We start from the raw sequence: 26419 nt of genomic DNA, 5'->3' as shown, positions 1-26419 counted from the left end.
AAGTAGGTAATGAACATTATGGTAAGACGGATTCTTGTTGTAGAGGACGAAGCACCAATCCGCGAAATGCTCTGTTTTGTTCTTGAACAAAAAGGCTATCAGGCTATTGAAGCTGAGGATTACGACACGGCGCTGGAAAAGATTTGCGAGCCGTACCCTGAGCTGGTTCTGCTTGACTGGATGCTGCCTGGCGGTTCCGGTATCAACCTGATTAAACACCTGAAACGCGATGAAGTAACACGCCAGATTCCGGTCGTGATGCTGACGGCGCGGGGTGAGGAAGAAGATAAAGTCCGCGGACTGGAAGTCGGTGCGGATGACTACATCACCAAGCCTTTTTCTCCGAAAGAACTGATGGCACGGCTGAAAGCCGTGATGCGTCGGGTATCCCCGACTTCGCTGGATGATGTGATTGATGTCCAGGGGCTGAAGTTGGATCCGGTCTCACACCGTGTGACCTCGAACGAGCAGCCGTTGGAGATGGGGCCGACTGAATTTAAGATGCTGCATTTCTTCATGACGCATCAGGAGCGGGTGTACAGTCGTGAACAGCTGCTGAACAATGTCTGGGGAACCAATGTGTATGTCGAAGACCGTACGGTCGATGTTCACATCCGTCGCCTGCGTAAGGCGCTGGAAGCACATGGTCACGATAAGCTGGTGCAGACTGTACGTGGTGCCGGGTATCGTTTCTCAACACGGGTTTAGTGGTTTTCAAAGCAGTAACAGACAGCGGGAGTGACCTGAATGCTCCGCTGTCACGGAGTAAACAATGGTTGAGCGGCTGTCGTGGAAAAAGTTGGTCTGGGAACTGATCCTTTTCTACTTGCCTTGGGTGGCCCTGGGAATGATCTTTGGCTATATGCCTTGGTTCTTGCTGGTGGCAACATGGATCCAACTTATCTGGCATTTTCATAATCAGCTGAAAATGTCCAACTGGCTGTGGAAAGAGCGCAGCCTGACACCGCCTTCCGGCTCGGGCAGCTGGGAACCTCTGTTTAACGGGATTTACCGGCTGCAACAGCGCAACCGTCGCCGCCGCAAAGAACTGGCAACTCTGATCCGCCGCTTCCGCAATGGTGCGGAATCCCTTCCTGATGCTGTTGTTGTCTTTCGCAGCGAAGGGAACATCGTCTGGTGTAACAAGCTGGCGCAGGATCTGCTGGGATTCCGTTGGCCGGATGATGCCGGGCAGCCGATCAGTAATCTGTTGCGCAGTCCGGATTTTGTCCGCTATCTGGCCGGACGCTCCTTTGATATGCCGCTGGAAATTACCTCGCCCTTTAATTTTGACCGCACGTTGGAGCTGCGTATCATGCCGTATACCGAAGGGGAATACCTGATGGTGGTACGTGATGTGTCGCAGGTGAAGCAGCTTGAGGGGATGCGCCGCAACTTCTTTGCTAACGTTTCCCATGAACTGCGTACCCCGATGACGGTGCTGCAGGGGTATCTGGAAATGTCCAAAGATCCGGATATGCTGGTTGGCCCGATGTGGGATAAAGCCCATGGCGTCATGACTGAGCAGTTAAGCCGAATGAACTCACTGGTGGAGCAACTGCTGACCCTGTCGAAGATTGAGGCGGCCCCGAATATCGAGCTGGAAGAAACCATCGATGTACCGGCAATGCTGGAAATCCTGGAAAAAGAAGCGGTGTCTCTCAGCGGTGGTGATGAGCACCTGTTCACTTTTGAAGTTGATAAAAGCCTCAAAGTACGTGGTGATGAAGATCAGCTGCGCAGTGCGATTTCTAACCTGGTGTACAACGCGGTGAAACACACCCCGACCAATGCGGAAGTCAAAGTACGCTGGTTCCTGTCTCCGGGCGGGCCACGGCTGGAAGTGATTGACCACGGGCAGGGCATTGAACCGCAGCACATTCACCGCCTGACGGAACGTTTCTACCGGGTGGATAAGGCCCGCTCTCGGGAAACCGGGGGAAGCGGTCTGGGGCTGGCTATTGTGAAACATGCTCTGAGTCACCATGACTCGCACCTGGAAATTGAAAGTGTGGTGGGGGAAGGCAGTACGTTCTCCTTTACCCTGCCACAGCGCCTGGTTGCCAAAGCGGCCTGAGCGCAAATACATCAGTGACTCTTAGCGGCCCTTGTGGCCGCTTTTGCCGTATTTAAGGAGTAAGCCGTCTTGAGGACGAGAGGGAAAGTCGCCCTGTACCAACTGCGTCGCCTCGCTCATTGGCCACGGGCATTGTGTACCCGTCTGTCAGCCGAGGTTTTGTCATCCGGATTTCTGTCGGCCGGACTGGGCGTGCTGATGACACTGGTGGCCAGCAGTCCGGCGCAGGCCACCCATAGCCGTTTACCTGACTACCAGCCGGTGACCGGGGTCGGGATAGCCGGCAACCTGTCATCGGTCGGCTCCGATACTTTTGCCAACCTGATGACCTACTGGTCAGAAGAATTCAAGCGCTTTTATCCCGGGGTCAATATTCAGATCCAGGCGGCCGGTTCGTCTACCGCGCCCATAGCCCTGATTGAATCGACAGCGCAGCTGGGGCCGATGAGCCGACGGATGAAAGCCAAAGAAATTGCAGCGTTTGAGCAGGAATTCGGTTACCCGCCGACTGAAATCCGGGTGGCGATTGATGCACTGGCGGTGTTTGTCCATGAAGATAATCCCCTGAAAGGACTGAATTTTGCTCAGCTGGATGCGATTTATTCCCGAACTCTGCGTTGTGGCGGGCTGACACCTATTGATCACTGGGGACAGGTCGGTATGACTGGGCGCTGGGCCGAGCGGGATATTCAGCTGTTTGGGCGTAACTCGGTATCCGGCACCTATGGTTTCTTCAAACAGCAGGCCCTATGCCACGGTGACTTTCGCAACAACGTGAATGAACAGCCGGGGTCGGCATCGGTGGTGCAGTCGGTCGCCAGTTCACTGACCTCGATCGGTTACTCCGGGGTGGGTTACCAGACGACTGGGATTCGGGCGATTCCGATTGCCCGCGAAGGAACTGACTATGTGGCTGCTACCATCGAGAACTCCGTCAACGGCAAATACCCGCTGTCTCGTTATCTGTATATCTACATCAACAAGCAGCCGGACAAACCGTTGTCGCCGCTGGTGGCTGAGTTTGTCCGTTTTATTCTCTCTCACACCGGCCAGGATCTGGTGGAGAAGGACGGCTACATCCCGCTGCCTTCCAGTTCCGTTGAAGCGACCCTGCGCCAACTGGAGCTGTGAGTTTCCTCGGCCGGTCAGCTCTTGAGCGGTCAGATGGGGCTAACTACCAAAAAACGGCTTGCCTCAGGGCAAGCCGTTTTGTGTTTTGCCTGGCACCTGGCACCTGGCACCTGGCACCTGGCACCTGGCACCTGGCACCTGGCACCTGGCACCTAGCTGGCATTTAGTACTGGTCGATGTCCGTGGTTACGCGATGAGCAGCGGCGATTCACATAGGTGCAGCTGCCAGCCGGCTTTCTGCCAGTATTCTTGCTCCTGACGGAGATCGGCGGCGAGCAGTCGGTTATCGGCTTCCCAGCCTTCCGGCAGGATCAGGCGCCACTCTTCTTTGTTGGCTTCAACCGTGATCGGTGGCAGCGGGCTGTCACTGCGTTGGCCATTCAATGCCACGGCCAGGCGCAGGGTGCGGATCAGGGGGTAGAGGTGCTTTCGCTTATAAATACTCAGCTCCGGCATTTCTTCCAGCTTCAGGCTCTTGCGTTGGTATCTGACCAGTGTTGCCAGCACCGTTTGCTGCTCCAGGTTAAACCCGGGCATGGTACTGTGCCGCAGGAGATAGGCCGAGTGACGGTGAAAGCCCGGATAGCTGATGCTCAGGCCGACTTCGTGCAACTGGGCGCCCCAGCCGAGCAGGGTGGCCAGATCGGTTTTGGTCAGCCCCGGTTGTGGCTCAATCTGGCTGTAGAGCATTTCGGCCGTTTCCTTAACCCGCGTTGCCTGGGCTAGATCAACATTGTACTGTTCGGCCATTGCGGTAGCGGTCCGGACCCGGATATCACTGAACCGGAAACGATCTTCCATCTCGTACAACAGCCCTTCACGCAGGGCGCCGTCTGAGAAAATCATCTCTTCAATGTCCAGCGATTTGAAGACTGCGCTGAGGATAGCTACCCCTGCGGCAAACACCGGTTTGCGGTCGTCTGTCAGCCCCGGTAGATCCAGCTCGTCCGCCTGTTTTACTTTCAGCATGGCCTCAATCAGCAGTGCCAGCCGTTCCGGGGTGATCACGCCGTCCTGATGGCCCATGCCGATCAGCACTTCCCGGATCGCCTTGATGGTGCCCGAGGAGCCGATTGCCGTTTGCCAGCCGGCACGCATGTAGGTGTTGGCGATACTTTCCATTTTCTGCTGGGCAGCCAGCTGGGCGGCAGCCATGCGTTTGCTGCTGATTTTGCCTTTCGGGAAAAACAGCTTGTTGTAGCTGACGCAGCCCATGTGCTTGCTGTAGGCAATCAGGGGATGAAAACCTTCCCCGATCACCAGCTCTGTGCTGCCGCCACCGATATCAACGACCAGCTTGCGGCCGTTGTCCGGCTGGGTATGAGCCACGCCAAGGTAGATCAGGCGGGCTTCTTCGGTGCCGGGAATAATTTCGATCGAGTACGGGATCAGAGCTTCAGCCCGCTTGAGAAAAACGTGGGCATTTCTGGCCTGGCGCAGGGTATAGGTTGCGGCAATGCGGACATTTTCCGGCGGGAACCCTTGCAGGCGTTCGGCGAACATGGCCAAGCAGTTCAGGCCGCGCTGAATCGCGGCCTGATCGAGGTTTTGCTGCGCATCCAGCCCGGAGGCCAGATGCACACGCTGTTTATGGCGACTGATAATTTGCAGGCTCTGGCCGACCACGCGGGCAACAACCATGTGAAAGCTGTTGGAGCCAATATCTATCGCGGCAATTTCACGGGGTGCTTCGGGTTCTGTCATGCGTCGTTTTCACTTTTCTGCGCTTGCTTCTTGAGCTGTTTTTCCGACTGCTTCAGATAATCATAGATCTCGATTTGAGATCGGATCTTCCGCTTGTTGCCCCGGGACACATAATTGTTGCTCATGTCGCGGTCGAGTACCCGGGCCTTGACGGTGTCTGACAGCTGGATATTGAGGATATCAATGATCTTTTGCTTCAGGGCCGGGTCGTCAATCGGACAGCCGACTTCAATTCGGTTGTCGATGTTTCGGGTCATCCAGTCAGCGGAAGAAATGAAAACCTCCGGATCGCCGTTATTATCAAACACCATGACTCGCGGGTGTTCGAGGAAGCGGTCGACGATGCTGATCGCGGTAATATTTTCACTGATGCCCTTGATGCCGGGGATCAGCGAGCACATGCCACGGATGATCAGCTTGATTTTCACGCCTGCATTGCTGGCCTGATAAAGCAGGTTGATCAATCCTTTATCCACTAGGTTGTTCACCTTGAGTGTAATACCCGCCGGCAGATTTTGCTTGGCATGGGCAATTTCACGATCAATCAGGTCGTACATCCGTAAGCGCGAGTTACGCGGCGAGACAATCAGTTTTCTGAATTTCACCGGCTGGTACGGATTCTGGATGTAGCTGAACACCATGCGGACTTCGTCGGTGATTGCCGGCTTGCAGGTCATCAGGGAGAAGTCGGTGTAAATCCGGGCGGTGTTCTCGTGGAAGTTACCGGTACCGATATGGGCATAGCGCACCAGTTCATCCCCTTCGATACGGGTGATCAGGCAGAGCTTGGAGTGAATCTTCAGGCCCGGTACGCCAAACACCACATGGACGCCGGCTTCGGTCAGGCGTCGGGCCCATTCAATATTGGCTTCCTCATCGAAACGAGCTTGCAGCTCGACCACCACGGTCACCCGTTTGCCGTTGTTGGCGGCATCAATCATTGACTCAATGATCCGGGACTGTTTGGCCACCCGGTAGATATTGATTTTGATGCTGCGCACTTTCGGGTCGTACGCTGCCTGGCGCACCAACTCCGTCATGTGGTTGAAGGTGTGGTACGGGTAGTACAGCAGGATGTCCTGCGCTTTGATCGCATCAAAGGCGTTGCGGGCGCTGACAAACTGGTAGCTTTCGAGCGGTGGCAGCGGATTATTTTCCAGGTAGTTGCGGCCGACGTTCGGGAAACCGATAAAGTCTTTGAAGTTATGGTAACGGCCGCCCGGGATAATGCTGTCGTAGCTGGAGACTTTAAGCATGCTGCACAGGGTGTCGACCATATCTGCCGGCATATCGCGCTGGTACACGAACCGGACCGGCATGGCCGTCAGACGTTGGCTCAGGCCTTCAGACATCTGCTCCATCAGGCTGTGTTCCACTTCCTGGCTCAGGTCATATTCCGCATCGCGGGTCATTTTCATCGCATAGGCTGCCAGACTGTCGTATTCAAACAGCCCGCTGAAAATTTCATCGAGACAGAAGCGGATAATGTTATCCAGCAGGATGAGAGTCTTGCGGCGCTTCCCTTTGGCCTCCGGCAGTTTGATAAACCGTGGCTGCTGATCGGTCGGGATCTCCAGCAGGGCGTAGCGTTTGCTGTCGCCTTGCTGCATTTCTACCGCCAGGTAGGAATATTCGTCTTTAAGAAATTGCAGCAAATCCACATCATCGGTCAGCAGGATTGGCGAAATGTGGGGAAGGATTTGGGTACGAAAATGTTTTCGGAGCCAGTTTTGCTGATGATCATCGAGCTGTTGTTCATTGACCAGGAAAATGTGGCGCCGGGCCATTTCCAGCAGAATTTCGTTATAAAGGGTATCGAAGTCCTGGTTCAGTTTGAGCACGCGACTCTGGATTTTGCTGAGGAGTTCTTTGGAGTTTTCGTTACTGCCTCTTTCCTGATTGATCAGAATGCGGCGTTTTACATCGGCAAAGCGTACTTTGTAAAACTCATCGGTATTACTGGAGAAGATACCGAGAAAACGCACACGCTCTATGAGGGGGACTGACTTGTCGGCAGCCTCCTGCAGCACACGTTCATTGAAGGAAAGCCAACTGAGTTCTTTTTCTAAATAGAGAGGTTCCGTGCTCATTTTATTCCTATAGAAAGCTTGGGCTAAAGGTACTGCTGGCCTGTGGCCGGTTTCTTCCTACCAGTGGTGTCTACTGCGCATGCCCAGACTCCCCACAGATAGCCGCCTGAGGCGACATACCGGCAGGGAGCGGCGCAGCAATCCGTCTAAAGGTACAGCTGAAACGGGCTCAGGCCTTAGTTATTATCAATATCAATGGTCAGGTCATCGGCAATCGACTCGAGCGCTTCCTGGACATGCTCAATACTGAGTCCGTCCGGCAACTCCAGTTGGAAGTCAGCGGTGAAAATGGGGTAGCCCCAGTTGGGGGCGCTGTCAGAGTCGGTTTTCAGCTTGTTGATGTTGACGCCTAACTGCTTGAGCTTGGTGGTGACATCTTTCACGATACCTACCCGGTCATTACCGGTGACCAGCAGGTTAAACAGGGTGGTGGTCGGTGAGGTCTTGCTTTCATCCTCAACAATCTGCACTTGCAGGGCTTCGATCTCGCTCAGTGCTTTGCTCAGCGCGGCAATGTGCTGATCGGCGACTTCCACTTGCAGGATCCCGGCAAACTGGCCGGCGAGTTTACTCAGGCTGCTGGACAGCCAGTTACCGTTGTTCTGGTAAATCGTATCGGAAAGGGTTTCAACAAGACCCGCCTGATCGCGGCCAATAACAGTGATGATGAGGTGCTTCATAACGATATCCTTATTCGTTGAGGCGATAGAAAGCCGGAGGCTATTGACCATTATGTGACCTGGTGTATGTTCTGTCTAGTTTCGTAATAATTCAGGTTATTGAAAACTGTACAAAATTACCTGCAGTCAAGGGTAGAACAGTTTTGTGACATTTTTATTGCAGTGCGTGCTGTTAAGTATGCTGCAAAGTGGCTATTGCAAGCGGCGGGATCCATCCCCGTAGCTGGGACAATTTCGTTGTCATATAATTGTCATCTAAAGGCAATATTATAAGTAAGCGTGTAAATTTATTGAGGTAATAATGGCAAAGGCCAGCGAATTTTTGATGGGAAACAGTCCTGGCCGGAAGGTAACCGATAAGCTTGCCCGATATGGAGTGACAGCTGGAGGGATCTTCGTCTTAATTACCTTAGTTCTGATTTTTTTCTACCTGCTTTATGTGATCCTGCCGATTTTCTCTGCGGTCCGCGTGGTACCTCAGCAGGCTTTCTCGACCTCCTTTGCAGATCGCACGGCACTGGTCACTTTTAACGATCGCAACGACACCTTGTTTCGCCTGTCCGATACCGGGCAGTTGTCGGTGATCCCCCTGACGTCGGCCGATCCCGGTCGCGAAGTTCGCCAATACACCTTACTGCCACATACAACCAGCATCGGGCGCAGCCTGCCGGCGGAAGATCTGATCGCCCTCGGCGGCAGCGAAGGCGAAGTGGTGATAGCCCGGCCGCTCGCTGCGGGTGACGGTTATCAAAGCGGCTTGTCGATGGCATTTCCGCTCGGCCAGGAGCCATTGCAGCTTGATCCGCAACGCCAGCCGATCGTTAAACTGGCAGTGTCGGTACGCAGCCGTCGGGCCGTGCTGGCGGGGGTGACCGCAGATCAGCGTATCCGGGTGAAAAAGTTCACCGGGGGAGAGGTCCTGGGGCAGACGGGGCCAGAGCACTGGCAGGCCACTGACTTCGCGTTGGAAGGCGTTGCAGAGCCTATTGATGATCTGGCGGTCACGCCGGATGCGCGAACCTTGTATCTGCTGGCCGGAAAACGTATCTATGTTGTGACTCTGGGCGAAGCGCAGGCGCAGATCCGTCAGGTGGTGAGTGTCGCAGACGGCGATGCGGAGCCGCGTCAACTGGCGTTGTTGTCCGGTGCCAACTCCTTGTTAATCACGGACAGCGAGCACCGTGTGGCGCAGTGGTTTGAAATCGTGAAAGACGGGCGCCGCTCGCTGGTGAAGACCCGTGAATTTGCTCTGCCGCCTGGCAATGTTACATCGCTGGTCCCGGAATATGCCCGTAAAGGCTTCTTTGTGCTGCAGGATGACGGCCAGTTGTCGGCGTTTTATACCACAGTGAAAGGGGCTATCTACAGTTCTGCGGTATTTACTGATAAGGTGCCGGACACCCTGATGATTTCGCCACGTGCCGATCGTCTGGTCGCCGTTACGGGCAATCAGTGGCAGACTTATAAAGTCGACAACCGCCATCCGGAAATCGGTTTTGCCTCGTTGTGGCAGAAAATCTGGTACGAGGGCTATCCGGAGCCGGATTTTGTCTGGCAGTCCACCTCGGCCAGTGATGAGTTTGAACCTAAGCTGAGTCTGGTGCCAATCATTTTCGGTACCCTGAAAGCGGCGCTCTATGCCCTGTTTTTTGCGGTTCCACTGGCACTGGCCGGTGCAATTTACACCGCGTATTTTATGTCGTCGCGGATGCGGCGGGTGATTAAACCGACCATTGAGCTGATGGAAGCGCTGCCGACGGTCATTCTGGGCTTTCTGGCCGGAATTTGGCTGGCGCCGATTGTGGAAAAAAATCTGGCGGGGATTGCCCTGCTGCTGGTGGCCTTCCCGTTGGCAATGATGGCTGCTGGACTGGTTTGGGCGCTCTTGCCGGGACGTTTTCGTCAGCGCATTCCCGGCGGTCTCCATATCCTGTTGCTGATGCCGGTGATCGTGCTGGTCGGTTACGGGTGTTTTGCTCTCAGCCCTGCGCTGGAAACGCTGCTCTTTGGCGGCGATATGCGGGTGTACCTGAATAATGAGTGGGGCATTGGCTACGATCAGCGCAATACCCTGGTGGTCGGGATTGCGATGGGGTTTGCGGTGATTCCGACAATTTTCTCAATTGCGGAAGATGCGATCTTCTCGGTACCTGGCCACCTGACCAGCGGTTCGCTGGCGCTGGGGGCGACCCACTGGCAGACACTGACACGGGTGGTATTGCTAACTGCCAGTCCGGGGATTTTTTCCGCCGTGATGATGGGGCTGGGGCGCGCAGTCGGGGAAACCATGATTGTGCTGATGGCGACCGGGAATACGCCGATCCTCGACTGGAACGTGCTGGAGGGAATGCGCACCTTGTCTGCCACCATTGCGATTGAAATGCCGGAAAGCGAAGTGGGCAGCTCTCACTACCGGGTCATGTTCCTGGCAGCTTTTGTGCTGTTTGTATTTACCTTTTTCTTTAATACCGTCGCCGAGCTGGTACGCCAGCGGCTGCGGGAAAAATACAGTTCACTCTGATGAGGCACGCCAGACAGTGCACAGAGCGAAAGAGACTTTCACAGGAATGAAGACGAAAAGAATAACAATGACGACGTGGTATCATGCGTAAATGGTTTGAATCGGGCTCGCCCTGGATTTGGCTGACCGCCGGCGCTGTCAGTCTGAGCCTTGTGGCGGTACTGGGGCTGTTATTACTGATCGGCTGGAAGGGGCTGGGCTATTTTTGGCCAGCCCCTGTTTATCAGTTTGAGTTGTCAGTGAATGGTCAGCCGGCCATGGAACACAGCACCGTCATCGGTGAGTTGTACGAGCGGAAAACGGTACCGGTTCAGCAGTTGGCTGATGCCGGGGTAGACACGTCGGCGTTTGCCGCGGCCGGTCAGGTTGATCGTTACATCATCAAAACCGGCAACCGGGATCTGCTGGGCAGTGACTTTGTGACGGTACTGGCACCGCATATTGTGAGCCAGCAACTGGCAGCCGGGGTAGCTGTCATCGAGCGGATGAAAAATGGCCGTTTCTACGGGGTGCCCACCGCATTGTATGAGGACGGCAGGCCGATCTCGCTGGATAGCCTTAACCTCAGCCTGATGCGGGCCATTGCCGTGCGGGAGCAGATTCGTCAGCTGGAAAAAAATGAGCTGAAATCGCTTAACTACCAGTTTGAGCGGCTGCGCCGTGAAGATAGCGGCAAGGTGGATCCGGCAGAAAAAGTCCGCCTGGAGCAGTCCCTTCATGCCCTGGAGCAGCAACTGACTCAACTGCGCCAGCAACTGGAAAGCGACACGCTGATCGTGCGGGAAATGTCTGGCAAAGAAATTGCTTTGCCTTTAGCGCAGATCCTCGATTTGTGGTTTCCGAATGAAATGACACTGTCGGCCAAACTGGTGCACTGGCTGGATCAGCTCGGTAAGTTTGTCAGCGAGGACCCGCGCGAAGCCAATACCGAGGGCGGTGTATTTCCGGCGATTTTCGGTACGGTATTCATGGTGCTGCTGATGAGCGTGATTGTCACTCCGCTAGGGGTGATGGCGGCCGTCTACCTACACGAGTATGCCGGGAAAAGTATGTTTACCAAATTGATCCGGGTGGCGGTGATTAACCTAGCCGGGGTTCCGTCCATTGTTTACGGGGTGTTCGGGTTGGGATTTTTCGTCTACATGGTAGGCGGCACCATAGATGAGGTCTTTTTTGCCTCTGAGCTGCCAGCGCCGACATTCGGTACGCCGGGTATCCTGTGGTCGGCGTTGACGCTGGCGATCCTGACCCTGCCAGTTGTGATTGTCTCGACCGAAGAAGGCCTGGCGCGGATTCCTGTGTCTATCCGGCACGGCTCACTGGCATTGGGCGCGACACAGGCAGAAACCCTGTGGCGGACGGTATTGCCGATGGCCAGTCCGGCAATCATGACCGGATTGATCCTGGCAGTTGCTCGCGCCGCCGGGGAAGTGGCCCCTTTGATGCTGGTGGGAGTGGTGAAAATGGCCCCGTCATTGCCGATTGATAACCACTTCCCGTATCTGCACCTGGATCGTAAATTCATGCATCTTGGTTATCATATATATGATGTCGGCTTTCAGAGTCCGAACGTTGAAGCTGCCCGCCCGCTGGTGTATGCCACATCATTTTTACTGGTGACGGTGATTGTTGGTCTGAATCTGACCGCCATCGGTATCCGCAACCATTTACGAGAGAAGTTCCGCTCCCTGGAGCAATAGCGAGAGTCAGGAAGGATTATGTTTTCAATTAATTCCCCAATCGGTTTGTTTGCCCCCGTTGACTTGTCCGCGTTGCCCGAGGAAAAAACGGCGTTGTCTATCGAGGGGCTAGATTTGCATTACGGCAACCATCAGGCCCTGTTTGATATCAACATGCGCATTGCTAAAGGGCAGGTGACCGCGTTTATCGGCCCGTCAGGCTGCGGGAAATCGACCCTGCTGCGGTGTATCAACCGAATGAATGAGCTGGTTGAAGGGTGCAGGGTTGACGGCCAGATCATGCTGCACGGGCAGAACATCTATGATAATAAGGTGGACGTGGCCTCGCTGCGACGCCGGGTCGGGATGGTGTTTCAGCGCCCGAACCCGTTCCCTAAATCGATTTATGAGAACGTGGTGTACGGGCTGCGTCTGCAGGGCATCCGGGATCGTCGGGTACTGGACGACGCGGTGGAAAACTCGCTGCGCGGTGCTGCGTTGTGGGATGAGGTGAAAAACCGCCTGCACGAGAATGCTTTCGGGTTGTCCGGTGGTCAGCAGCAGCGTCTGGTTATTGCCCGGGCGATTGCCATTGAACCGGAGGTGCTGCTGCTGGATGAGCCGACATCAGCGCTGGACCCGATCTCGACGCTGACCATTGAAGAGCTGATCAACGATCTGAAAACCAAGTACACGGTGATCATCGTAACGCACAACATGCAGCAGGCGGCACGGGTGTCAGACAATACGGCATTCATGCACATGGGCGAGCTGGTGGAATACGGCAGTACCAATGATATTTTCACCACCCCACGCGAAAAACGAACAGAAGATTACATCACAGGTCGATACGGTTAAGGAGTTAAGCGATGTTAGACAATGTAAGCCTTGGCCGTCATATTTCCGGCCAGTTTAATGCCGAGCTGGAGAGCATCCGCTCCCATGTTCTGGCGATGGGCGGGCTGGTAGAACAGCAGCTGGCTGACGCCCTTAAAGCGATGCATAAACAGGACATTGAGCTGGCTCGCCGGGTGATCAAAGATGACCATAAGGTCAACGCCATGGAAGTGGCAATTGATGAAGCCTGTACCCGCATCATTGCCAAGCGACAGCCAACCGCCAGTGATTTGCGTCTGGTGATTGCCATTATCAAGACCATTACCGATCTAGAGCGGATCGGTGACGTGGCCGAGAGCATAGCGAAAGTGGCGCTGGAAAACTTCACCAATAAGCAGTACAACCTGCTGGTGTCGCTGGAGGCGCTGGGTCAGCACGCGGTGCGTATGCTGCATGAGGTTCTGGATGCGTTTGCCCGGATGGATGTTAAAGCCGCGATTCAGGTGTACCAAGAAGATGACCGGATTGATCGTGAATACGAAGCGATTATCCGTCAGCTGATGACGTACATGATGGAAGACCCGCGTTCGATCCCTAACGTGTTGCAGGTAATGTGGTCAGCCCGCTCTATCGAACGGGTCGGTGACCGGTGCCAGAATATCTGCGAATACATCATCTATTTTGTCAAAGGCAAGGATATTCGCCACACCAGCCCGCAAGAGCGGGAAGATATTCTGCGCTGATTGATTCTGCGCCGGGCAAGTCAAATCGAGTGGGTGAAATTGGGTGCAAGGCGTTTGATGCAAGAAGCCAGGAGCAAAAGAAAAGGCGGACCAGTCCGCCTTTCTTGTTTTCCACGTTAGTGACTATTTACTAGTGACTATTCACTGTCGTCGTCAGCATCATCAGAAAACAGGTCCGGAACAAAGGTCTGATCATCTTCAGGCGCCCGGATATACCCTTCTTTATTCACGTCTGGCAGCTCAATTTTAGGGTAATCAATCTCTTCATAAGGGATCTGGGACAACAGGTGAGAAATGCAGTTGATGCGCGCCTTTTTCTTGGTATCGGCATCCACTACCCACCATGGACACTGTTTGGTGTCGGTGTATGCGAACATCTTGTCCTTGGCTTCGGAGTAGGCTGCCCAGCGCGAGCGGGATTCCAAATCCATCGGGCTGAATTTCCAGCGCTTTATCGGGGTGTTGATCCGTTCCAGGAAGCGTTTTTCCTGCTCTTCATCAGAGACGGAAAACCAGTACTTCAGCAGGATAATACCGGAGCGCTCCAACATGCGTTCAAATTCGGGGCAGGAGCGTAGGAATTCTTCGTATTCGTCGTCGGTACAGAACCCCATGACCTTCTCGACCCCGGCCCGGTTGTACCAACTGCGGTCAAACAGCACCATTTCACCGCCGGCCGGCAAGTGAGCGACATAGCGTTGGAAGTACCATTGGGTGCGCTCTTTTTCGGTGGGCTTGGGCAGTGCCACGACCCGGCATACCCGAGGGTTGAGCTTTTCGGTGATGCGCTTGATAACGCCTCCTTTCCCGGCGGCGTCGCGGCCCTCAAAAATCACCACAACCTTGAGCTCTTCCTGTTTGATCCATTCCTGCAGTTTGACGAGTTCAATCTGCAGGCGCTCAAGCTCTGAGTCGTAATCCTTTTTTTTCAATCGTTGTGCTGGTGGCTGATAACCCATACCTGTCTCTCACTTTTTACTGCGCTTAACAAAAGAGTAACGCGGAATGAGATCCTTGACGAATTGGATAGCTAATTATTTGAAACCAATGGCACTTTTTCTGTATCGGGCAGCTAAAAGCAAACTGTCCCTGCCAAGTCTTTGGTGTGGCAGGGAGGGCATGCAGGAATAGCTTCAGGAACGACGTTGATTGTGTGGGGTATGGCTATATGGGGTATGGTTGTCGAGGGTTTGGAGTGCCTGGACAACAGCCCTGATTTTGTCCGGGTCAGTGACCGGAATGGTAAAGTCGTCAACCTCCGCGCTGCCCATATAGGCTTCCTGTGAATATTGCTGCATCAGGCTGGCACGGGTGCTTTTACCTGACAGGTGCACTTCCTGCACGCCGGTCTGTTGCACAATCTCCACCACGTTGCCAGCATGCAGTCCGGCACCGGCCATAATGGCCAGCCGGTCACCGCAATATCTGACCATCTCAGCCAGTACCGGAATGCCTTCATAGGCGTTGGCTTTAAGGCCGGAAGTCAGTACACGCTCACAGTTGTGAGACATGATGGTGTCCAGTGCCGCAAACGGCTCAAGGCACTGGTCAATGGCACGGTGGAAAGTCACCCCCATCCCCTGGGCTTCCCGGCACAAGGCACCCAGCAGCTCGGCATCAATGCGGCTGTCTGGCAACAGGCCACCAACCACAATGCCTTGCAATCCGGCTTCACGAGCTGCGTAGACGTCAGCCAGCATGATTTCTTTGTCCTGCTCGCTAAACAGAAAATCCCCCTGGCGCGGGCGGATCATGGCGTACACTGGCACCGTCGCGTGACGGGCTGCCAGTTTCATCAGTCCCGGATTGGGCGTCAGGCCGCCAAGGGCGAGGGAGGAACACAGTTCGATACGGGTTGCACCGCCTTGCTGGGCGAGATGCAGGGATTCAATGTTATCGATACAGACTTCAATATGCCGGAGTGTCATCGGGTTAGCTCAGTTATTGTGAAGAATCTGCAGTGTAGAGCATCCGAATGTCTGATGCGATAGCACAGATCAAGACAGCGGGAGGAGTCATTCAGTTGGGGAAGGGAGAAAGGGCAGAAAGCGGAAGACAGAAACGAAAAGGGCCCGGTGTATCCGGGCCTCATATTATTGTGTCATAGACTGACTTTTCGGCTTTACGTTTTCACGTTTGTGCCGTCACACCGTTGAGCGAGTGTGATTTACGACAATAAGATGTCTTATTTGCCTAGGTCTGCAGTGAACTCAGACAGGTAAGCAGCAACGCCTTGTGGAGAAGCGTCCATACCTTTCTTACCTTCTTCCCACTGTGCTGGGCAAACTTCACCGTTCTTCTGGTGGAAGTTCAGAGCGTCAACCATACGCAGCATTTCGTCAATGTTACGGCCCAGTGGCAGGTCGTTAACTACTTGGTGACGAACAACGCCTTCTTCGTCGATCAGGAAAGAACCACGGAACGCAACGCCTGCTTCTGGGTGCTCAACATCGTAAGCTTTGCAGATTTCGTGTTTAACGTCTGCAATCAGAGGGTAACGAACCTGACCGATACCGCCGTTCTCAACAGCAGTGTTACGCCATGCGTTGTGAGAGAACTGAGAGTCGATAGAAACACCGATTACTTCAACGCCTTTCGCTTGGAAGTCTTCGAAACGCTTGTCAAAAGCGATCAGCTCAGAAGGACATACGAAAGTGAAGTCTAGTGGGTAGAAGAAAACTACCGCTTTTTTACCTTTTGTGTATTCTGCAAAGTTGAAGTTATCAACGATTTCACCGTTACCAAGAACAGCTGCAGCAGTAAAATCTGGTGCTTGACGACCTACTAGTACCATGTGTTTGGTGCTCCTAAAATATTGTGTTTGTCGCCGACCTTTCCGGTAGGCTTCTGTTTGAACGGGACAAACTATAACGAAACTGGTACATTGAAAAAAGCGGAATAAATAGATTGATGTAATCGAAAATTGCGATGAACAAGTTTCCTTCACTTAAACAGCTGCACTATTTGGTGACCCTGTTTGAAACCCGACATTTTGGTGAGGCGGCCAAGCGCTGCTTTGTCAGTCAGTCAACCCTTAGCTCCGGCGTCCAGAATCTGGAAGAATTGCTGGGCTGTCAACTTATTGAGCGTGACAACAAGTCTCTGGTCTTTACCTCGACCGGGGAGGACGTGGTCGTACGCAGCCGGGAACTGTTGGCTCGTACCCAGGATCTGATGGAGCTCTCCAATTGTAAAGGAGGGGATGGGATGGATGGTCAGCTGCGCATCGGCTGTATCCCGACCATTGCCCCTTTCCTGCTCTGCGATCTGGTGCAGGAGGTGAACCGCCTCCACCCGAACCTTCATTTATTGCTGCGGGAAGATACCACGGCCAACTTGCTGACGGCTCTGCGTAATGGCGAGATGGATGTCCTGATTCTGGCGCTGCCGGTGGATATTAACGGTATGCACAGTCAGGTGGTCGGGCGTGACGATTTCAAAATGGTGATCAGCCAGAAGCAGGCTTCACAGGTCAGCGTACCGCTGAGGTATGCCGATCTGCCGAATGAATCGGTCTTCTTGCTTGAGAAAGAGCACTGTCTGACCGATCACGCGGTTTCTGCCTGCAAACTGACGTCGAAAGAGAAGATTAACCCTTTCACGGCGACCAGTCTTCATACGTTAGTTCAAATGGTTGCGAACGGGCTGGGCACCACCTTCATTCCCCAGATGGCGATCGATCATGGCCTGCTGGATAACCAGAACCTGGTGATTGTTGATCCGCCGGGCCAGGAAGAAGCCTACCGTGAGATAGGACTGGTATGGCGTCCGACCTCTACCCGTACCCGCACCTTCGAACGCCTGGCAGAAATTGTTGCCGGACTGCTCTGATTTTATTTCCTCCAATTTACTGGTGTGCTGAGAAAAAATCGCTTTCTCAGCACATTATCCTGCTTTTATTTCATCTTTCCCGATCTTACCCATAGTCCACCAGTGAGCTATTCAAACTGTTTTGTAGGTATATGTTGTTTCGCGTAGCGAATAAATAGGGTTGATATGCCTCTGGTTGCTATGTGGGTTGTATAAATTTCGTCCCAAACACTGCGTTTTCATGCTTAAAAATCATTGGTTTGGTGTCAGGGTTGAATTTGTGTTTTTGTTTGAAACGCAAATTTGAACATTCGTTTGAACTGGCAAAAACTGAAATTTTATTACGTAACTCGTTACATTTTTATGGATTTTTTATTATCTGGTGAAAAACCGAGTAATCACCTGAATTCTGTTTCAATTTGGTGTTTTGAGTTATTGCTCTAATATTTGTAACTTGTTGTTTTTAAATGCTTAGATCCTGTGTTGCGGAAATGTGAAAAAATGGAGTGGCTTGCAATTCATTTTTTGTTAAGGCAACGTAACTAACGTGTTATGGCCATGGGATGGTCGATAACCCAAAATCAGGTTACTGACATTCGTGGTGATAAAGTTACAGCTGAAAGGGGCGAGATAAATGGACACACATACACCGGCAAGCCATGAAGTGAAATTGTCACTTCAGACTGACCTGACACCGGCGCAGGCAGAGATTCTAGATAACGGGGCTCAGCAGTTTTTGGAAAAACTGGTGCAACGTTTTGCTTCCCGGGTCCCTCAGCTGCTGGCTGCACGGGAAACTCGCCAGGCAGCCATTGATGCCGGCACGTTGCCTGATTTCTTGCCGGAGACTGCAGAGATCCGTAACAGCGAATGGAAAATTCAGAACATCCCTACCGATCTGCAGGATCGCCGCGTGGAGATCACGGGTCCGGTTGACCGTAAGATGGTGATTAATGCCCTGAATGCGGATGTAAAGGTGTTCATGGCCGACTTTGAAGACTCGTTTGCTCCAGCATGGAATGAAGTGCTGGATGGCCAGCGTAATCTGCGAGACGCGGTGAACGGCACCATCGACTACACCAACCCGGAAAACGGCAAGCACTATCAACTGAACGATGACCCTGCGGTGCTGATCTGTCGCGTACGCGGCCTGCATCTGCCGGAAAAACACCTGTTGTGGCAGGGAGAAGCTATCCCTGGGTGCCTGTTCGACTTCGCACTGTATTTTTACCACAACTACCAGCAACTGCTGGCAAAAGGCAGCGGTCCGTACTTCTACCTGCCAAAGCTGCAGGCGCATCAGGAAGCCGCCTGGTGGAGCGAAGTATTCAGCTTTACCGAGGATGAATTCGGTCTGCCGCGCGGCACGATCAAAGCCACGGTACTGATCGAGACTCTGCCGGCCGTCTTTGAAATGGATGAAATCCTCTACAGCCTTAAAGAGCACATTGTGGGCCTCAATTGTGGCCGCTGGGATTACATCTTCAGCTACATCAAAACGCTGCGTAACCATCCTGACCGTATCCTGCCGGATCGCCAGGTCGTGACGATGGAAAAACCTTTCCTGAATGCATACTCGCGTCTGCTGGTGAAAACCTGTCACCGACGTGGTGCGTTTGCGATGGGAGGCATGGCGGCCTTCATTCCATCGAAAGATCCAGAGCGCAATGAATGGGTACTGAACAAAATCCAGACCGACAAATTGCTTGAAGCCAATAACGGCCACGATGGCACTTGGGTTGCTCACCCTGGTCTGGCAAGCACAGCCATGGCGGTGTTCGATGGGGTACTGGGCGAGCGCAGCAATCAGCTTGACATCAGCCGCAGTGAAGATGCTCCGATTACGGCTGCCGAACTGCTGGCACCTTGTGATGGCGAGCGTACGGAAGACGGAATGCGCCACAACATTCGTGTCGCGGTGCAGTATATCGAAGCATGGATCTCCGGGAACGGCTGTGTGCCTATCTACGGATTAATGGAAGATGCCGCCACGGCAGAAATCTCCCGAGCCTCTATCTGGCAGTGGATTAAACACGGCAAAACACTCAGCAATGGACAAATGGTCACTAAAGCGCTGTTTGAGCAAATGCTGAAAGAGGAAATGGACGTCGTGAAACAGGAAGTCGGGGAAGCACGTTTTGCTGCCGGGCGCTATGACGAAGCCGCGGTGCTGATGTCACGCCTGACCACCAGTGACGAGCTGGTGAACTTCCTGACGGTGCCGGGATACGAATACTTATCCTGAAGATGCAGGAGCAGGGTATGAGAATCTCTTGTACCCACAGAATTTAGCAACAACTGTTTTCGAAGCGCTAGTTTTCGAAGTGGATGAAATAGAACCCGTTGTATTCGAAGTGGTAACAGCCAGCGACAGAAAATGCAGTGCCCGGGGGAGGGATTACCTCCGGGCGGTAAAACTCAGTTCAATAACTAAAGTGTGATGCGGATTATCGCAACTGAAACGAGGGACATCATTATGACACTGACTCGCCAGCAACAAATCGAAGCCTTGGAAAAAGATTGGGCAGAAAACCCACGTTGGAAAAATGTAAAGCGGACTTATACCGCAGAAGAAGTCATTAATCTGCGTGGTTCATTTGCGCCGGCAAACACTATTGCCCAGCGTGGTGCTGACAAGCTGTGGGACCTGGTCAATGGCGACGCGAAGAAAGGCTATGTTAACTGTCTTGGCGCACTGACAGGCGGCCAGGCTGTGCAGCAGGCGAAAGCGGGTATTGAGGCTATCTATCTGTCAGGCTGGCAGGTCGCAGCAGATAACAACTCTGCGGAAACAATGTACCCAGATCAGTCGCTGTATCCGGTCGATTCAGTGCCAACCGTGGTAAAACGTATCAACAATGCCTTCCGCCGCGCTGATCAGATTCAGTGGTCAAATGGCGGTAACCCGGAAGAGGGTATCGACTACTTCCTGCCTATCGTGGCTGATGCTGAAGCCGGTTTTGGTGGTGTCCTGAATGCGTATGAACTGATGCGTAATATGATTGATGCAGGTGCAGCCGGGGTTCACTTCGAAGACCAGCTGGCTTCTGTGAAGAAATGTGGTCACATGGGCGGTAAAGTTCTGGTTCCGACTCAGGAAGCGGTACAAAAGCTGGTTGCAGCACGCTTGGCGGCTGACGTTTCCGGTACTACGACTTTGGTTATTGCCCGTACCGATGCTAACGCGGCGGATCTGCTGACTTCTGACTGCGACCCGTATGATGCTGACTTCATTGTGGGCGAGCGTACTCAGGAAGGTTTCTACCGCGTTCGTGCCGGTATTGACCAGGCGATTGCCCGCGGTCTGGCATATGCCCCTTACGCTGACCTGATTTGGTGTGAAACGGCCACTCCGTGTCTGGAAGAAGCGCGTAAGTTTGCTGAAGCGATTCATGCTCAGTACCCGGATCAGCTGCTGGCTTACAACTGCTCGCCATCATTCAACTGGGAAAAGAACCTGGATGCCGACACGATTGCTAAGTTCCAGCAAGAGCTGTCTGACATGGGCTACAAATACCAGTTCATCACACTGGCAGGTATTCACAACATGTGGTTCAACATGTTTGAGTTGGCACACGCTTATGCTCAGGGTGAAGGTATGCGCCACTATGTTGAGAAAGTACAGCGTCCTGAGTTTGAAGCTGCATCGAAAGGTTACACTTTCGTGGCGCACCAGCAGGAAGTGGGTACTGGCTACTTTGACAAGATGACCAATACCATTCAGGGCGGTAATTCCTCCGTTACGGCTTTGACTGGCTCTACAGAAGAAGAGCAATTCTAAAAAATGGGTATAAACCCTTAAACTCCTAGTAATCGTTGATAGTCTTTTGGAGCGCCTGGTGCGCTCCTTTTTTTCTTTTTCTTTTTCTTTTTCTTTTTTCTACCTTTATTTCTATCTGCAATGCTATCTGGGGACTATCCCAGGCTCTGTTGGGCGCACCTTCTGTAATTAGGCGTCGCCTGAAAAACCCTTCATGCCTGAGGTTGTTCTTCGCGTTAGCGGTGACTGGCTATAACTTGATACTGCAGATACTGCAGATACTGCAGATACTGCTGGCACGGCACTACGGCTGAAGTTGCTGCTGTCGAAATTGTCGAGCTGCCCGGCTGACCTGAGGGTAAATCACAAAGAACTGCTGCTCCAGAGTCGGATAGTGAGCCAGAATCACGTCCGGGCAGGCTGCCAATTGATTGAGCCGGGGACGACGCAATGCCATACGCTGCAAAGCCCGCTCCAGCGTGCTGACGTGCTGGTATTGTTCCAACCAGTTTTGTTGCCACATCCGGGCCATTGTCGCCAGGTATTGCTCGGGGGCCGGATCCGAGAATTGTTCGACTTCCCGGCGGGCAGTGCGAACGAACTCAGTTAACGGTTGGGGGTGAAATTGTGTCCAGTGGCGGGCCAGAAAATGATCCCAGGTGATATCCAGAGCAATGCCGCTGACCCGGCGGGTATCGGTGTCAAACAAGCGTCGGCATTCAAGGACTTCAGGCAGAGCATCAATATAGCTGTCGATAAAACGGTGCAGGCGGATTCCGTCGGCAACGTCCTGGCGAAATTGCTGGTCAGGATTACCCCGGACAAAATCAGCCAGCAAATTACCCGCCAGATGGCTCTGGCACTGCTCAGCCAGATGTAAATGTGCCAGAAAGTTCATGCTTACGGTGACTTTCTGGCGTGATGACGCCGGGGTTGGTAACTAGAGCAGAGAATCTGAACCGTCTTCTTCGCCTTCCTCTTCAAGGGGTTCTACCTCTTCCTGAATTTCCAGCAGGTTAATCGCAATTGACACAAAATCGGAGTCAGTGATGATACCGACCAGTTTATTGTGGTCAATGATTGGCAAACAGCCAATCTGATGTTTCTGCATGAACAGGGCCGCTTCTTTTAATCCGGCATTGGGTGCCACACTCATCAGATCCCGGTGCATGCTGTCGGCCAGAGGAATATCCAGCGCAGAAACAAAGCGGGATTGCGAGATATGCTCCAGGCTTGATTCCTGGGCGGCCAGAATATCGCGCTGGCTCACTAACCCAACCAGGTGGTTGTTCTCATCCGTGACCGGTACATGGTGGATGTGGTATTTCGCCATCACCCGCTTCGCATCAGCCAGAGTGTGACTGGTACTCAGCGTATGCGGGTTGGGGGTCATCATATCAGCTACGGTAAACATACAAGCCTCCTGTATCAAAGATTTATCCTCCCTGTGGCTCGCTACAGCTGTACCTCTCGATTCTGTATGCATTGCCTACGTATTGACTGTAGCCAATCCTGAATAAGCAACCCATGACACTCGTCAAAGAAAACACAAGTTATTTGACTGTGTCTCATTTGTTTCTCATCCGTTAAAAATAAGATTGTGTCATATACTCAATAAACGACATGCCATGTAGGAATAAATCAATGCATAAGCTGTTGTTTATTTTGTTGTCTTGGTCTATGTGCTTACCTTTCCAGGCCACTGGAGCAGAGCCGGTCTCACAAGCCCGAATTATTGGTGGTATTGAAACGGCGCCCAATGAGCTGCCCTGGCAGGCTTATCTGAACATGACGTTTCGTGACAGTGAGGGGGCGCGTACGTTTATCTGCGGTGGGGTGGTTATCAGCCCGGTTACCGTTATCACCGCCGCGCATTGCATGCGTAACGGCCAGAGCTTGGTTGCGCCGGAAGATGTGGAAGTTTGGGCTGGTATTACTTCCATCTTCAGTGCGACTTCCGCCAGTGCTGTGCGGGTTGAGAGCATCGTGATACACCCCAATTATAACTCTACCCGATTTTCGAATGATATTGCCGTGCTGAAGCTGGCAGAAACCCTGCCTGACAGCGCTCGTCCGATACAGCTCGCAACGTCCGGCGAGCAGGCGGCGGCTGACCTCGAGTTTGCCAATGGCTGGGTCGATAATGCTGAGCGAGTAGCGAACCTGCTGGTATCCGGCTGGGGCAGTACGTCTGTTGGCGATTCCAGTTCAGGCTCAACACGGCTGCGGCAGACCTTATTGTCAGGCGTACCGGATTCCCGCTGTGATGGCATGTGGGGCAGCAGTGTCACCGCGAACGATTACAGTATTTATGTGTGTGCCGGTTCTACGGCTCCTGAACTGGCGCGAGACAGTTGCTTTGGTGACTCGGGAGGGCCGCTGGTGTGGCAGAACCCGCAGGCAGCCGGGGACAGCGATTTCGGACTGCGCTTGGTTGGCCTGGTCAGTTTCGGCGAAGGGTGTGCCGGGCGCCTGCCGGGCGTTTATACCCAAGTGGCGACTTACCGTAACTGGCTGGCCAGTGAAGTTGGCGGCAGCCTATTTACTCAGGTCACACCGGAGTTTTCCCGCAATCCGTTCACTGCCGATTATTCCGGTGCCGGTCAGGGAATTCCCATTGCACAGCCGGTCGCGAGTGGTGGTGGTAGCAGTGGCGGGGGCACGATGAGCATCTGGGTGCTCTGCGGGCTGATGGTGCTGGCCTGTCGACGCCGTGGTCTTGGCCGAGCCTGAATGGGTTCACTTCCCCCTGAAACGAGATCCCGCCGGGCGGGTTATCACAAGCCCGCTAATCCGGTGTGCATAAAGAGAGGAAAAACTTGCAGCGCGTGAGAGTGATCTCTGCTTGATCTTGCAGTGTGGCAGCCTATACTAGCTGCCTGCTGTAATTTAGGGCCCTAACGATGCAAGTTTCAGATTTTCACTTTGACCTTCCTGACGAGCTGATTGCTCGCTATCCGCAACCTGAACGCACAGCCAGCCGCCTGCTGCAACTGACCGGTAATAACGGTGAGCTTGCCCATAAAGGCTTTAAAGACGTGCTGGATCTGGTGCAGCCGGGCGATCTGCTGGTATTTAACAATACCCGAGTTATCCCTGCCCGTCTGTTCGGTCGCAAAGCGTCCGGCGGTAAGCTGGAAGTGCTGGTTGAGCGCATGCTGGACGATAAAAGCATTCTGGCCCACGTTCGCGCGTCAAAGCCGCCAAAGCCGGGTAACGAGCTGTTGTTGGGTGAAAACGACGAGTATCAGGCAGAAATGGTTGCCCGCCATGATGCGCTGTTTGAAATCCGTTTTAACAGCGACAAAACCGTATTGGAAATCCTGGAAGATGTCGGCCACATGCCGTTGCCGCCATACATTGACCGCCCGGATGAAGAGGCTGATAAAGAGCGTTACCAAACGGTTTACAACGCCAAGCCGGGCGCGGTAGCAGCACCGACAGCAGGCCTGCACTTTGATGAAATGCTGCTGTCAGCGATTAAAGAAAAAGGCGTGAATCTGGCGTTTGTCACCCTGCACGTGGGTGCCGGTACGTTCCAGCCGGTGCGTGTGGACAGCATCCATGATCACCATATGCATGCCGAGTATGTCGAAGTACCGCAAGAGGTGGTAACGGCGATTGCGGAAACCAAGGCCAACGGCGGACGTGTGATTGCCGTCGGCACGACGTCGGTACGTTCGCTGGAAAGCGCGGCGCAGGACGCGGTGAAAAACGGCACCGAGCTGAAGCCATTCTTCGGTGATACCGATATCTTTATCTTCCCTGGCTATGAATTCCAGCTGGTGGATGTGCTGATTACCAACTTCCACCTGCCGGAATCGACACTGATCATGCTGGTCAGTGCCTTTGCCGGTTACGAGCACACCATGAATGCTTATAAAGAAGCGGTAGAAAATCGTTACCGTTTCTTCAGTTACGGTGATTCGATGTTCATCACCCGTAAGACCGCTTGATGACCAGTTAATGGTCTAAGTCAGTGTTACTTAAGGCTGCATTTGCTAGAATGCGGCCTTTGTTGTCTTTGAATATCAAGACGATATTCATTCCTGAAGAGGGGCTGGGCGCTTAGTCCGACCAATCTCAGTTTCTTCCACTAGGCTTAAATGCGTAGTGGCTTGCCAGCGGGGAAGCCCCCTGGCAGACAGGCGCTGCAGCTTCGCCGTTGCGGCGTCAGGGTATTCCTGGCCATAACCGGCCGGGAAATGAAATGTCAGATTGTTTCTCTGGCTGTTGGAGGCTTTGTGAAATTTGAATTAGATAAAACTCAGGGACGTGCCCGTCGTGGTCGCCTGAAGTTTGAACGCGGTACGGTGGAAACACCGGCATTTATGCCTGTAGGTACTTACGGCACCGTAAAAGGGATGACGCCGGAAGAAGTAAAAGACACCGGCGCGCAAATCCTGCTGGGTAACACTTTCCACCTGTGGCTGCGTCCGGGTCAGGAAGTAATGAAACTGCACGGTGATCTGCACGACTTCATGCAGTGGCAGGGCCCGATTCTGACTGACTCCGGCGGTTTCCAGGTCTTCAGCCTGGGCGATATCCGTAAGATCACGGAAGAAGGTGTGCATTTCCGTAATCCGGTAAACGGTGACAAGATTTTCATGGACGCTGAAAAGTCGATGGAAATCCAGAATGACCTGGGTTCTGACATCGTTATGATCTTCGATGAGTGTACACCATACCCGGCCACACACGACGAAGCGAAGAAGTCGATGGAGATGTCACTGCGTTGGGCACAGCGCAGCCGAAACCACCATGACAAACTTGGTAACAAAAATGCACTGTTTGGTATCGTCCAAGGTAGTGTATATGAAGACCTGCGCGATGTTTCCGTGGAAGGGCTGACCAACATCGGCTTTGACGGTTATGCCGTCGGTGGTCTGGCGGTCGGTGAGCCAAAAGAAGACATGCACCGTGTTCTTGAGCATACCTGTCCGCAGCTGCCGGAAGACAAGCCTCGTTACCTGATGGGCGTAGGCAAGCCAGAAGATCTGGTGGAAGGTGTTCGTCGTGGTATCGATATGTTCGACTGCGTAATGCCGACCCGAAATGCCCGAAATGGTCACCTGTTTGTGACTGGCGGTGTGATCAAGATCCGTAATGCGAAACATAAAACGGATACAAGTCCTCTCGATCCGCATTGTGACTGTTACACTTGTCGCAACTACTCGAAGGCGTATCTGTATCACCTGGATAAATGTAATGAAATTCTAGGTGCGCGTCTGAATACAATCCACAACTTACGTTACTACCAGCGTCTGATGGCCAGTATCCGTAAGGCGATTGAAGAAGATCGTTTCGACGCTTTTGTAGAAGAGTTCTACGCGCGTCGTAACCGTGAAGTTCCACCATTAAACGAAAACAACTAAACGAGGACGTTA

At 53.3% G+C, this 26419-nt stretch carries 21 protein-coding genes; 13 read left to right on the top strand and 8 right to left on the bottom strand.

The genetic code is table 11. The features are described 5' to 3' along the window. Positions 1-18 precede the first annotated feature (18 nt). The 3 genes from phoB (at position 19) to C9I92_RS04950 (ending at position 3208) form a co-directional block, all read left to right on the top strand. Positions 19-708: a phosphate regulon transcriptional regulator PhoB gene (gene phoB / locus C9I92_RS04960; protein WP_047886569.1), complete on the top strand. Its 690-nt coding sequence runs from the start codon at positions 19-21 to the stop codon at positions 706-708. Positions 709-772: 64 nt separating this feature from the next. Then, the gene (gene phoR, locus C9I92_RS04955; RefSeq protein WP_047886570.1) at positions 773-2077 is read left to right on the top strand and encodes a phosphate regulon sensor histidine kinase PhoR; all 1305 of its coding nucleotides are present in this window, start codon (positions 773-775) and stop codon (positions 2075-2077) included. A 198-nt stretch (positions 2078-2275) separates the two neighbouring features. Then, complete coding sequence (locus C9I92_RS04950; protein ID WP_047886630.1) at positions 2276-3208, top strand: PstS family phosphate ABC transporter substrate-binding protein; 933 nt, start codon at positions 2276-2278, stop codon at positions 3206-3208. 186 nt (positions 3209-3394) lie between these two features. Here C9I92_RS04950 and ppx read toward each other — a convergent pair whose 3' ends face one another. From ppx to C9I92_RS04935, 3 genes are all read right to left on the bottom strand, one after another. Next, positions 3395-4912: an exopolyphosphatase gene (ppx, locus tag C9I92_RS04945; RefSeq protein ID WP_047886571.1), complete on the bottom strand. Its 1518-nt coding sequence runs from the start codon at positions 4910-4912 to the stop codon at positions 3395-3397. Next, complete coding sequence (gene ppk1, locus C9I92_RS04940) at positions 4909-7002, bottom strand: polyphosphate kinase 1 (RefSeq protein ID WP_047886572.1); 2094 nt, start codon at positions 7000-7002, stop codon at positions 4909-4911. The genes ppx and ppk1 overlap by 4 nt, the downstream gene beginning before the upstream one ends. Before the next feature lie 176 nt (positions 7003-7178). Further along, a complete protein-coding gene (locus C9I92_RS04935) occupies positions 7179-7682 on the bottom strand; it encodes a glycine cleavage system transcriptional repressor (RefSeq protein WP_047886573.1) in 504 nt (167 codons plus the stop codon). A 301-nt stretch (positions 7683-7983) separates the two neighbouring features. On the opposite strand from C9I92_RS04935, the gene C9I92_RS04930 reads away from it, so the two are divergent. From C9I92_RS04930 to phoU, 4 genes are all read left to right on the top strand, one after another. Further along, a complete protein-coding gene (locus C9I92_RS04930) occupies positions 7984-10203 on the top strand; it encodes an ABC transporter permease subunit (RefSeq protein ID WP_047886574.1) in 2220 nt (739 codons plus the stop codon). 83 nt (positions 10204-10286) lie between these two features. Then, complete coding sequence (gene pstA / locus C9I92_RS04925; RefSeq protein ID WP_047886575.1) at positions 10287-11903, top strand: phosphate ABC transporter permease PstA; 1617 nt, start codon at positions 10287-10289, stop codon at positions 11901-11903. Between the two features lie 18 nt (positions 11904-11921). Continuing rightward, positions 11922-12740 carry a phosphate ABC transporter ATP-binding protein PstB gene (gene pstB / locus C9I92_RS04920; RefSeq protein WP_047886576.1) on the top strand — a complete coding sequence of 273 codons (819 nt, stop codon included), beginning with the start codon at positions 11922-11924 and terminating at the stop codon, positions 12738-12740. An 11-nt stretch (positions 12741-12751) separates the two neighbouring features. Beyond that, positions 12752-13462: a phosphate signaling complex protein PhoU gene (gene phoU / locus C9I92_RS04915; RefSeq protein WP_047886577.1), complete on the top strand. Its 711-nt coding sequence runs from the start codon at positions 12752-12754 to the stop codon at positions 13460-13462. Positions 13463-13599: 137 nt separating this feature from the next. Here the strand turns inward: phoU and ppk2 are convergent, their stop codons facing one another. From ppk2 to C9I92_RS04900, 3 genes are all read right to left on the bottom strand, one after another. Further along, complete coding sequence (gene ppk2, locus C9I92_RS04910) at positions 13600-14421, bottom strand: polyphosphate kinase 2 (RefSeq protein ID WP_047886578.1); 822 nt, start codon at positions 14419-14421, stop codon at positions 13600-13602. A 174-nt stretch (positions 14422-14595) separates the two neighbouring features. Next, entirely contained in the window at positions 14596-15390 is a 795-nt protein-coding gene (locus tag C9I92_RS04905) for a copper homeostasis protein CutC (RefSeq protein ID WP_047886579.1), read from the bottom strand. A 257-nt stretch (positions 15391-15647) separates the two neighbouring features. Beyond that, positions 15648-16256 (bottom strand): peroxiredoxin C, encoded by a 609-nt coding sequence (locus C9I92_RS04900; protein ID WP_047886580.1) that lies wholly within the window; start codon positions 16254-16256, stop codon positions 15648-15650. A gap of 134 nt (positions 16257-16390) precedes the next feature. On the opposite strand from C9I92_RS04900, the gene C9I92_RS04895 reads away from it, so the two are divergent. The 3 genes from C9I92_RS04895 (at position 16391) to aceA (ending at position 21053) form a co-directional block, all read left to right on the top strand. Continuing rightward, positions 16391-17293: a hydrogen peroxide-inducible genes activator gene (locus tag C9I92_RS04895; protein ID WP_047886581.1), complete on the top strand. Its 903-nt coding sequence runs from the start codon at positions 16391-16393 to the stop codon at positions 17291-17293. A 613-nt stretch (positions 17294-17906) separates the two neighbouring features. Next, positions 17907-19517 (top strand): malate synthase A, encoded by a 1611-nt coding sequence (gene aceB / locus C9I92_RS04890; protein ID WP_047886582.1) that lies wholly within the window; start codon positions 17907-17909, stop codon positions 19515-19517. 231 nt (positions 19518-19748) lie between these two features. Continuing rightward, a complete protein-coding gene (gene aceA, locus C9I92_RS04885) occupies positions 19749-21053 on the top strand; it encodes an isocitrate lyase (RefSeq protein WP_047886583.1) in 1305 nt (434 codons plus the stop codon). A gap of 283 nt (positions 21054-21336) precedes the next feature. Here the strand turns inward: aceA and C9I92_RS04880 are convergent, their stop codons facing one another. Both C9I92_RS04880 and C9I92_RS04875 read right to left on the bottom strand, forming a co-directional pair. Then, a complete protein-coding gene (locus C9I92_RS04880; RefSeq protein WP_047886584.1) occupies positions 21337-21930 on the bottom strand; it encodes an acyl carrier protein phosphodiesterase in 594 nt (197 codons plus the stop codon). Positions 21931-21972: 42 nt separating this feature from the next. Continuing rightward, positions 21973-22446, bottom strand: coding sequence for a CBS domain-containing protein (locus C9I92_RS04875; RefSeq protein ID WP_047886585.1), 474 nt, complete (start codon positions 22444-22446; stop codon positions 21973-21975). 230 nt (positions 22447-22676) lie between these two features. On the opposite strand from C9I92_RS04875, the gene C9I92_RS04870 reads away from it, so the two are divergent. The 3 genes from C9I92_RS04870 to tgt all read left to right on the top strand — a co-directional run bounded on the left by C9I92_RS04870 (position 22677) and on the right by tgt (position 26407). Next, positions 22677-23765 carry a S1 family serine peptidase gene (locus tag C9I92_RS04870; RefSeq protein WP_047886586.1) on the top strand — a complete coding sequence of 363 codons (1089 nt, stop codon included), beginning with the start codon at positions 22677-22679 and terminating at the stop codon, positions 23763-23765. A 170-nt stretch (positions 23766-23935) separates the two neighbouring features. Further along, positions 23936-24988 carry a tRNA preQ1(34) S-adenosylmethionine ribosyltransferase-isomerase QueA gene (gene queA, locus C9I92_RS04865; protein ID WP_047886587.1) on the top strand — a complete coding sequence of 351 codons (1053 nt, stop codon included), beginning with the start codon at positions 23936-23938 and terminating at the stop codon, positions 24986-24988. 288 nt (positions 24989-25276) lie between these two features. Further along, a complete protein-coding gene (gene tgt / locus C9I92_RS04860) occupies positions 25277-26407 on the top strand; it encodes a tRNA guanosine(34) transglycosylase Tgt (protein WP_047886631.1) in 1131 nt (376 codons plus the stop codon). Positions 26408-26419: the final 12 nt, after the last annotated feature.

It is taken from the genome of Photobacterium ganghwense (genome assembly GCF_003025595.1).
Classification (GTDB): domain Bacteria; phylum Pseudomonadota; class Gammaproteobacteria; order Enterobacterales; family Vibrionaceae; genus Photobacterium; species Photobacterium ganghwense.
Note: the sequence above shows the minus strand (reverse complement) of the source record. Positions and strands in the feature narration are given on the sequence as shown.

What these genes read in the sequence shown, in the direction of transcription:
- pstB (WP_047886576.1), top strand. Translation starts at nt 11,922, where the DNA reads ATGTTTTCAATTAATTCCCCAATCGGTTTGTTTGCCCCCGTTGACTTG.
- queA (WP_047886587.1), top strand. Translation starts at nt 23,936, where the DNA reads ATGCAAGTTTCAGATTTTCACTTTGACCTTCCTGACGAGCTGATTGCT.
- C9I92_RS04875 (WP_047886585.1), bottom strand. Translation starts at nt 22,446, where the DNA reads ATGTTTACCGTAGCTGATATGATGACCCCCAACCCGCATACGCTGAGT.
- C9I92_RS04900 (WP_047886580.1), bottom strand. Translation starts at nt 16,256, where the DNA reads ATGGTACTAGTAGGTCGTCAAGCACCAGATTTTACTGCTGCAGCTGTT.
- phoU (WP_047886577.1), top strand. Translation starts at nt 12,752, where the DNA reads ATGTTAGACAATGTAAGCCTTGGCCGTCATATTTCCGGCCAGTTTAAT.
- phoR (WP_047886570.1), top strand. Translation starts at nt 773, where the DNA reads ATGGTTGAGCGGCTGTCGTGGAAAAAGTTGGTCTGGGAACTGATCCTT.
- C9I92_RS04930 (WP_047886574.1), top strand. Translation starts at nt 7,984, where the DNA reads ATGGCAAAGGCCAGCGAATTTTTGATGGGAAACAGTCCTGGCCGGAAG.
- C9I92_RS04905 (WP_047886579.1), bottom strand. Translation starts at nt 15,390, where the DNA reads ATGACACTCCGGCATATTGAAGTCTGTATCGATAACATTGAATCCCTG.
- phoB (WP_047886569.1), top strand. Translation starts at nt 19, where the DNA reads ATGGTAAGACGGATTCTTGTTGTAGAGGACGAAGCACCAATCCGCGAA.
- C9I92_RS04935 (WP_047886573.1), bottom strand. Translation starts at nt 7,682, where the DNA reads ATGAAGCACCTCATCATCACTGTTATTGGCCGCGATCAGGCGGGTCTT.
- C9I92_RS04895 (WP_047886581.1), top strand. Translation starts at nt 16,391, where the DNA reads ATGAACAAGTTTCCTTCACTTAAACAGCTGCACTATTTGGTGACCCTG.
- aceA (WP_047886583.1), top strand. Translation starts at nt 19,749, where the DNA reads ATGACACTGACTCGCCAGCAACAAATCGAAGCCTTGGAAAAAGATTGG.
- C9I92_RS04880 (WP_047886584.1), bottom strand. Translation starts at nt 21,930, where the DNA reads ATGAACTTTCTGGCACATTTACATCTGGCTGAGCAGTGCCAGAGCCAT.
- C9I92_RS04950 (WP_047886630.1), top strand. Translation starts at nt 2,276, where the DNA reads ATGACACTGGTGGCCAGCAGTCCGGCGCAGGCCACCCATAGCCGTTTA.
- pstA (WP_047886575.1), top strand. Translation starts at nt 10,287, where the DNA reads ATGCGTAAATGGTTTGAATCGGGCTCGCCCTGGATTTGGCTGACCGCC.
- ppx (WP_047886571.1), bottom strand. Translation starts at nt 4,912, where the DNA reads ATGACAGAACCCGAAGCACCCCGTGAAATTGCCGCGATAGATATTGGC.
- ppk1 (WP_047886572.1), bottom strand. Translation starts at nt 7,002, where the DNA reads ATGAGCACGGAACCTCTCTATTTAGAAAAAGAACTCAGTTGGCTTTCC.
- C9I92_RS04870 (WP_047886586.1), top strand. Translation starts at nt 22,677, where the DNA reads ATGCATAAGCTGTTGTTTATTTTGTTGTCTTGGTCTATGTGCTTACCT.
- aceB (WP_047886582.1), top strand. Translation starts at nt 17,907, where the DNA reads ATGGACACACATACACCGGCAAGCCATGAAGTGAAATTGTCACTTCAG.
- ppk2 (WP_047886578.1), bottom strand. Translation starts at nt 14,421, where the DNA reads ATGGGTTATCAGCCACCAGCACAACGATTGAAAAAAAAGGATTACGAC.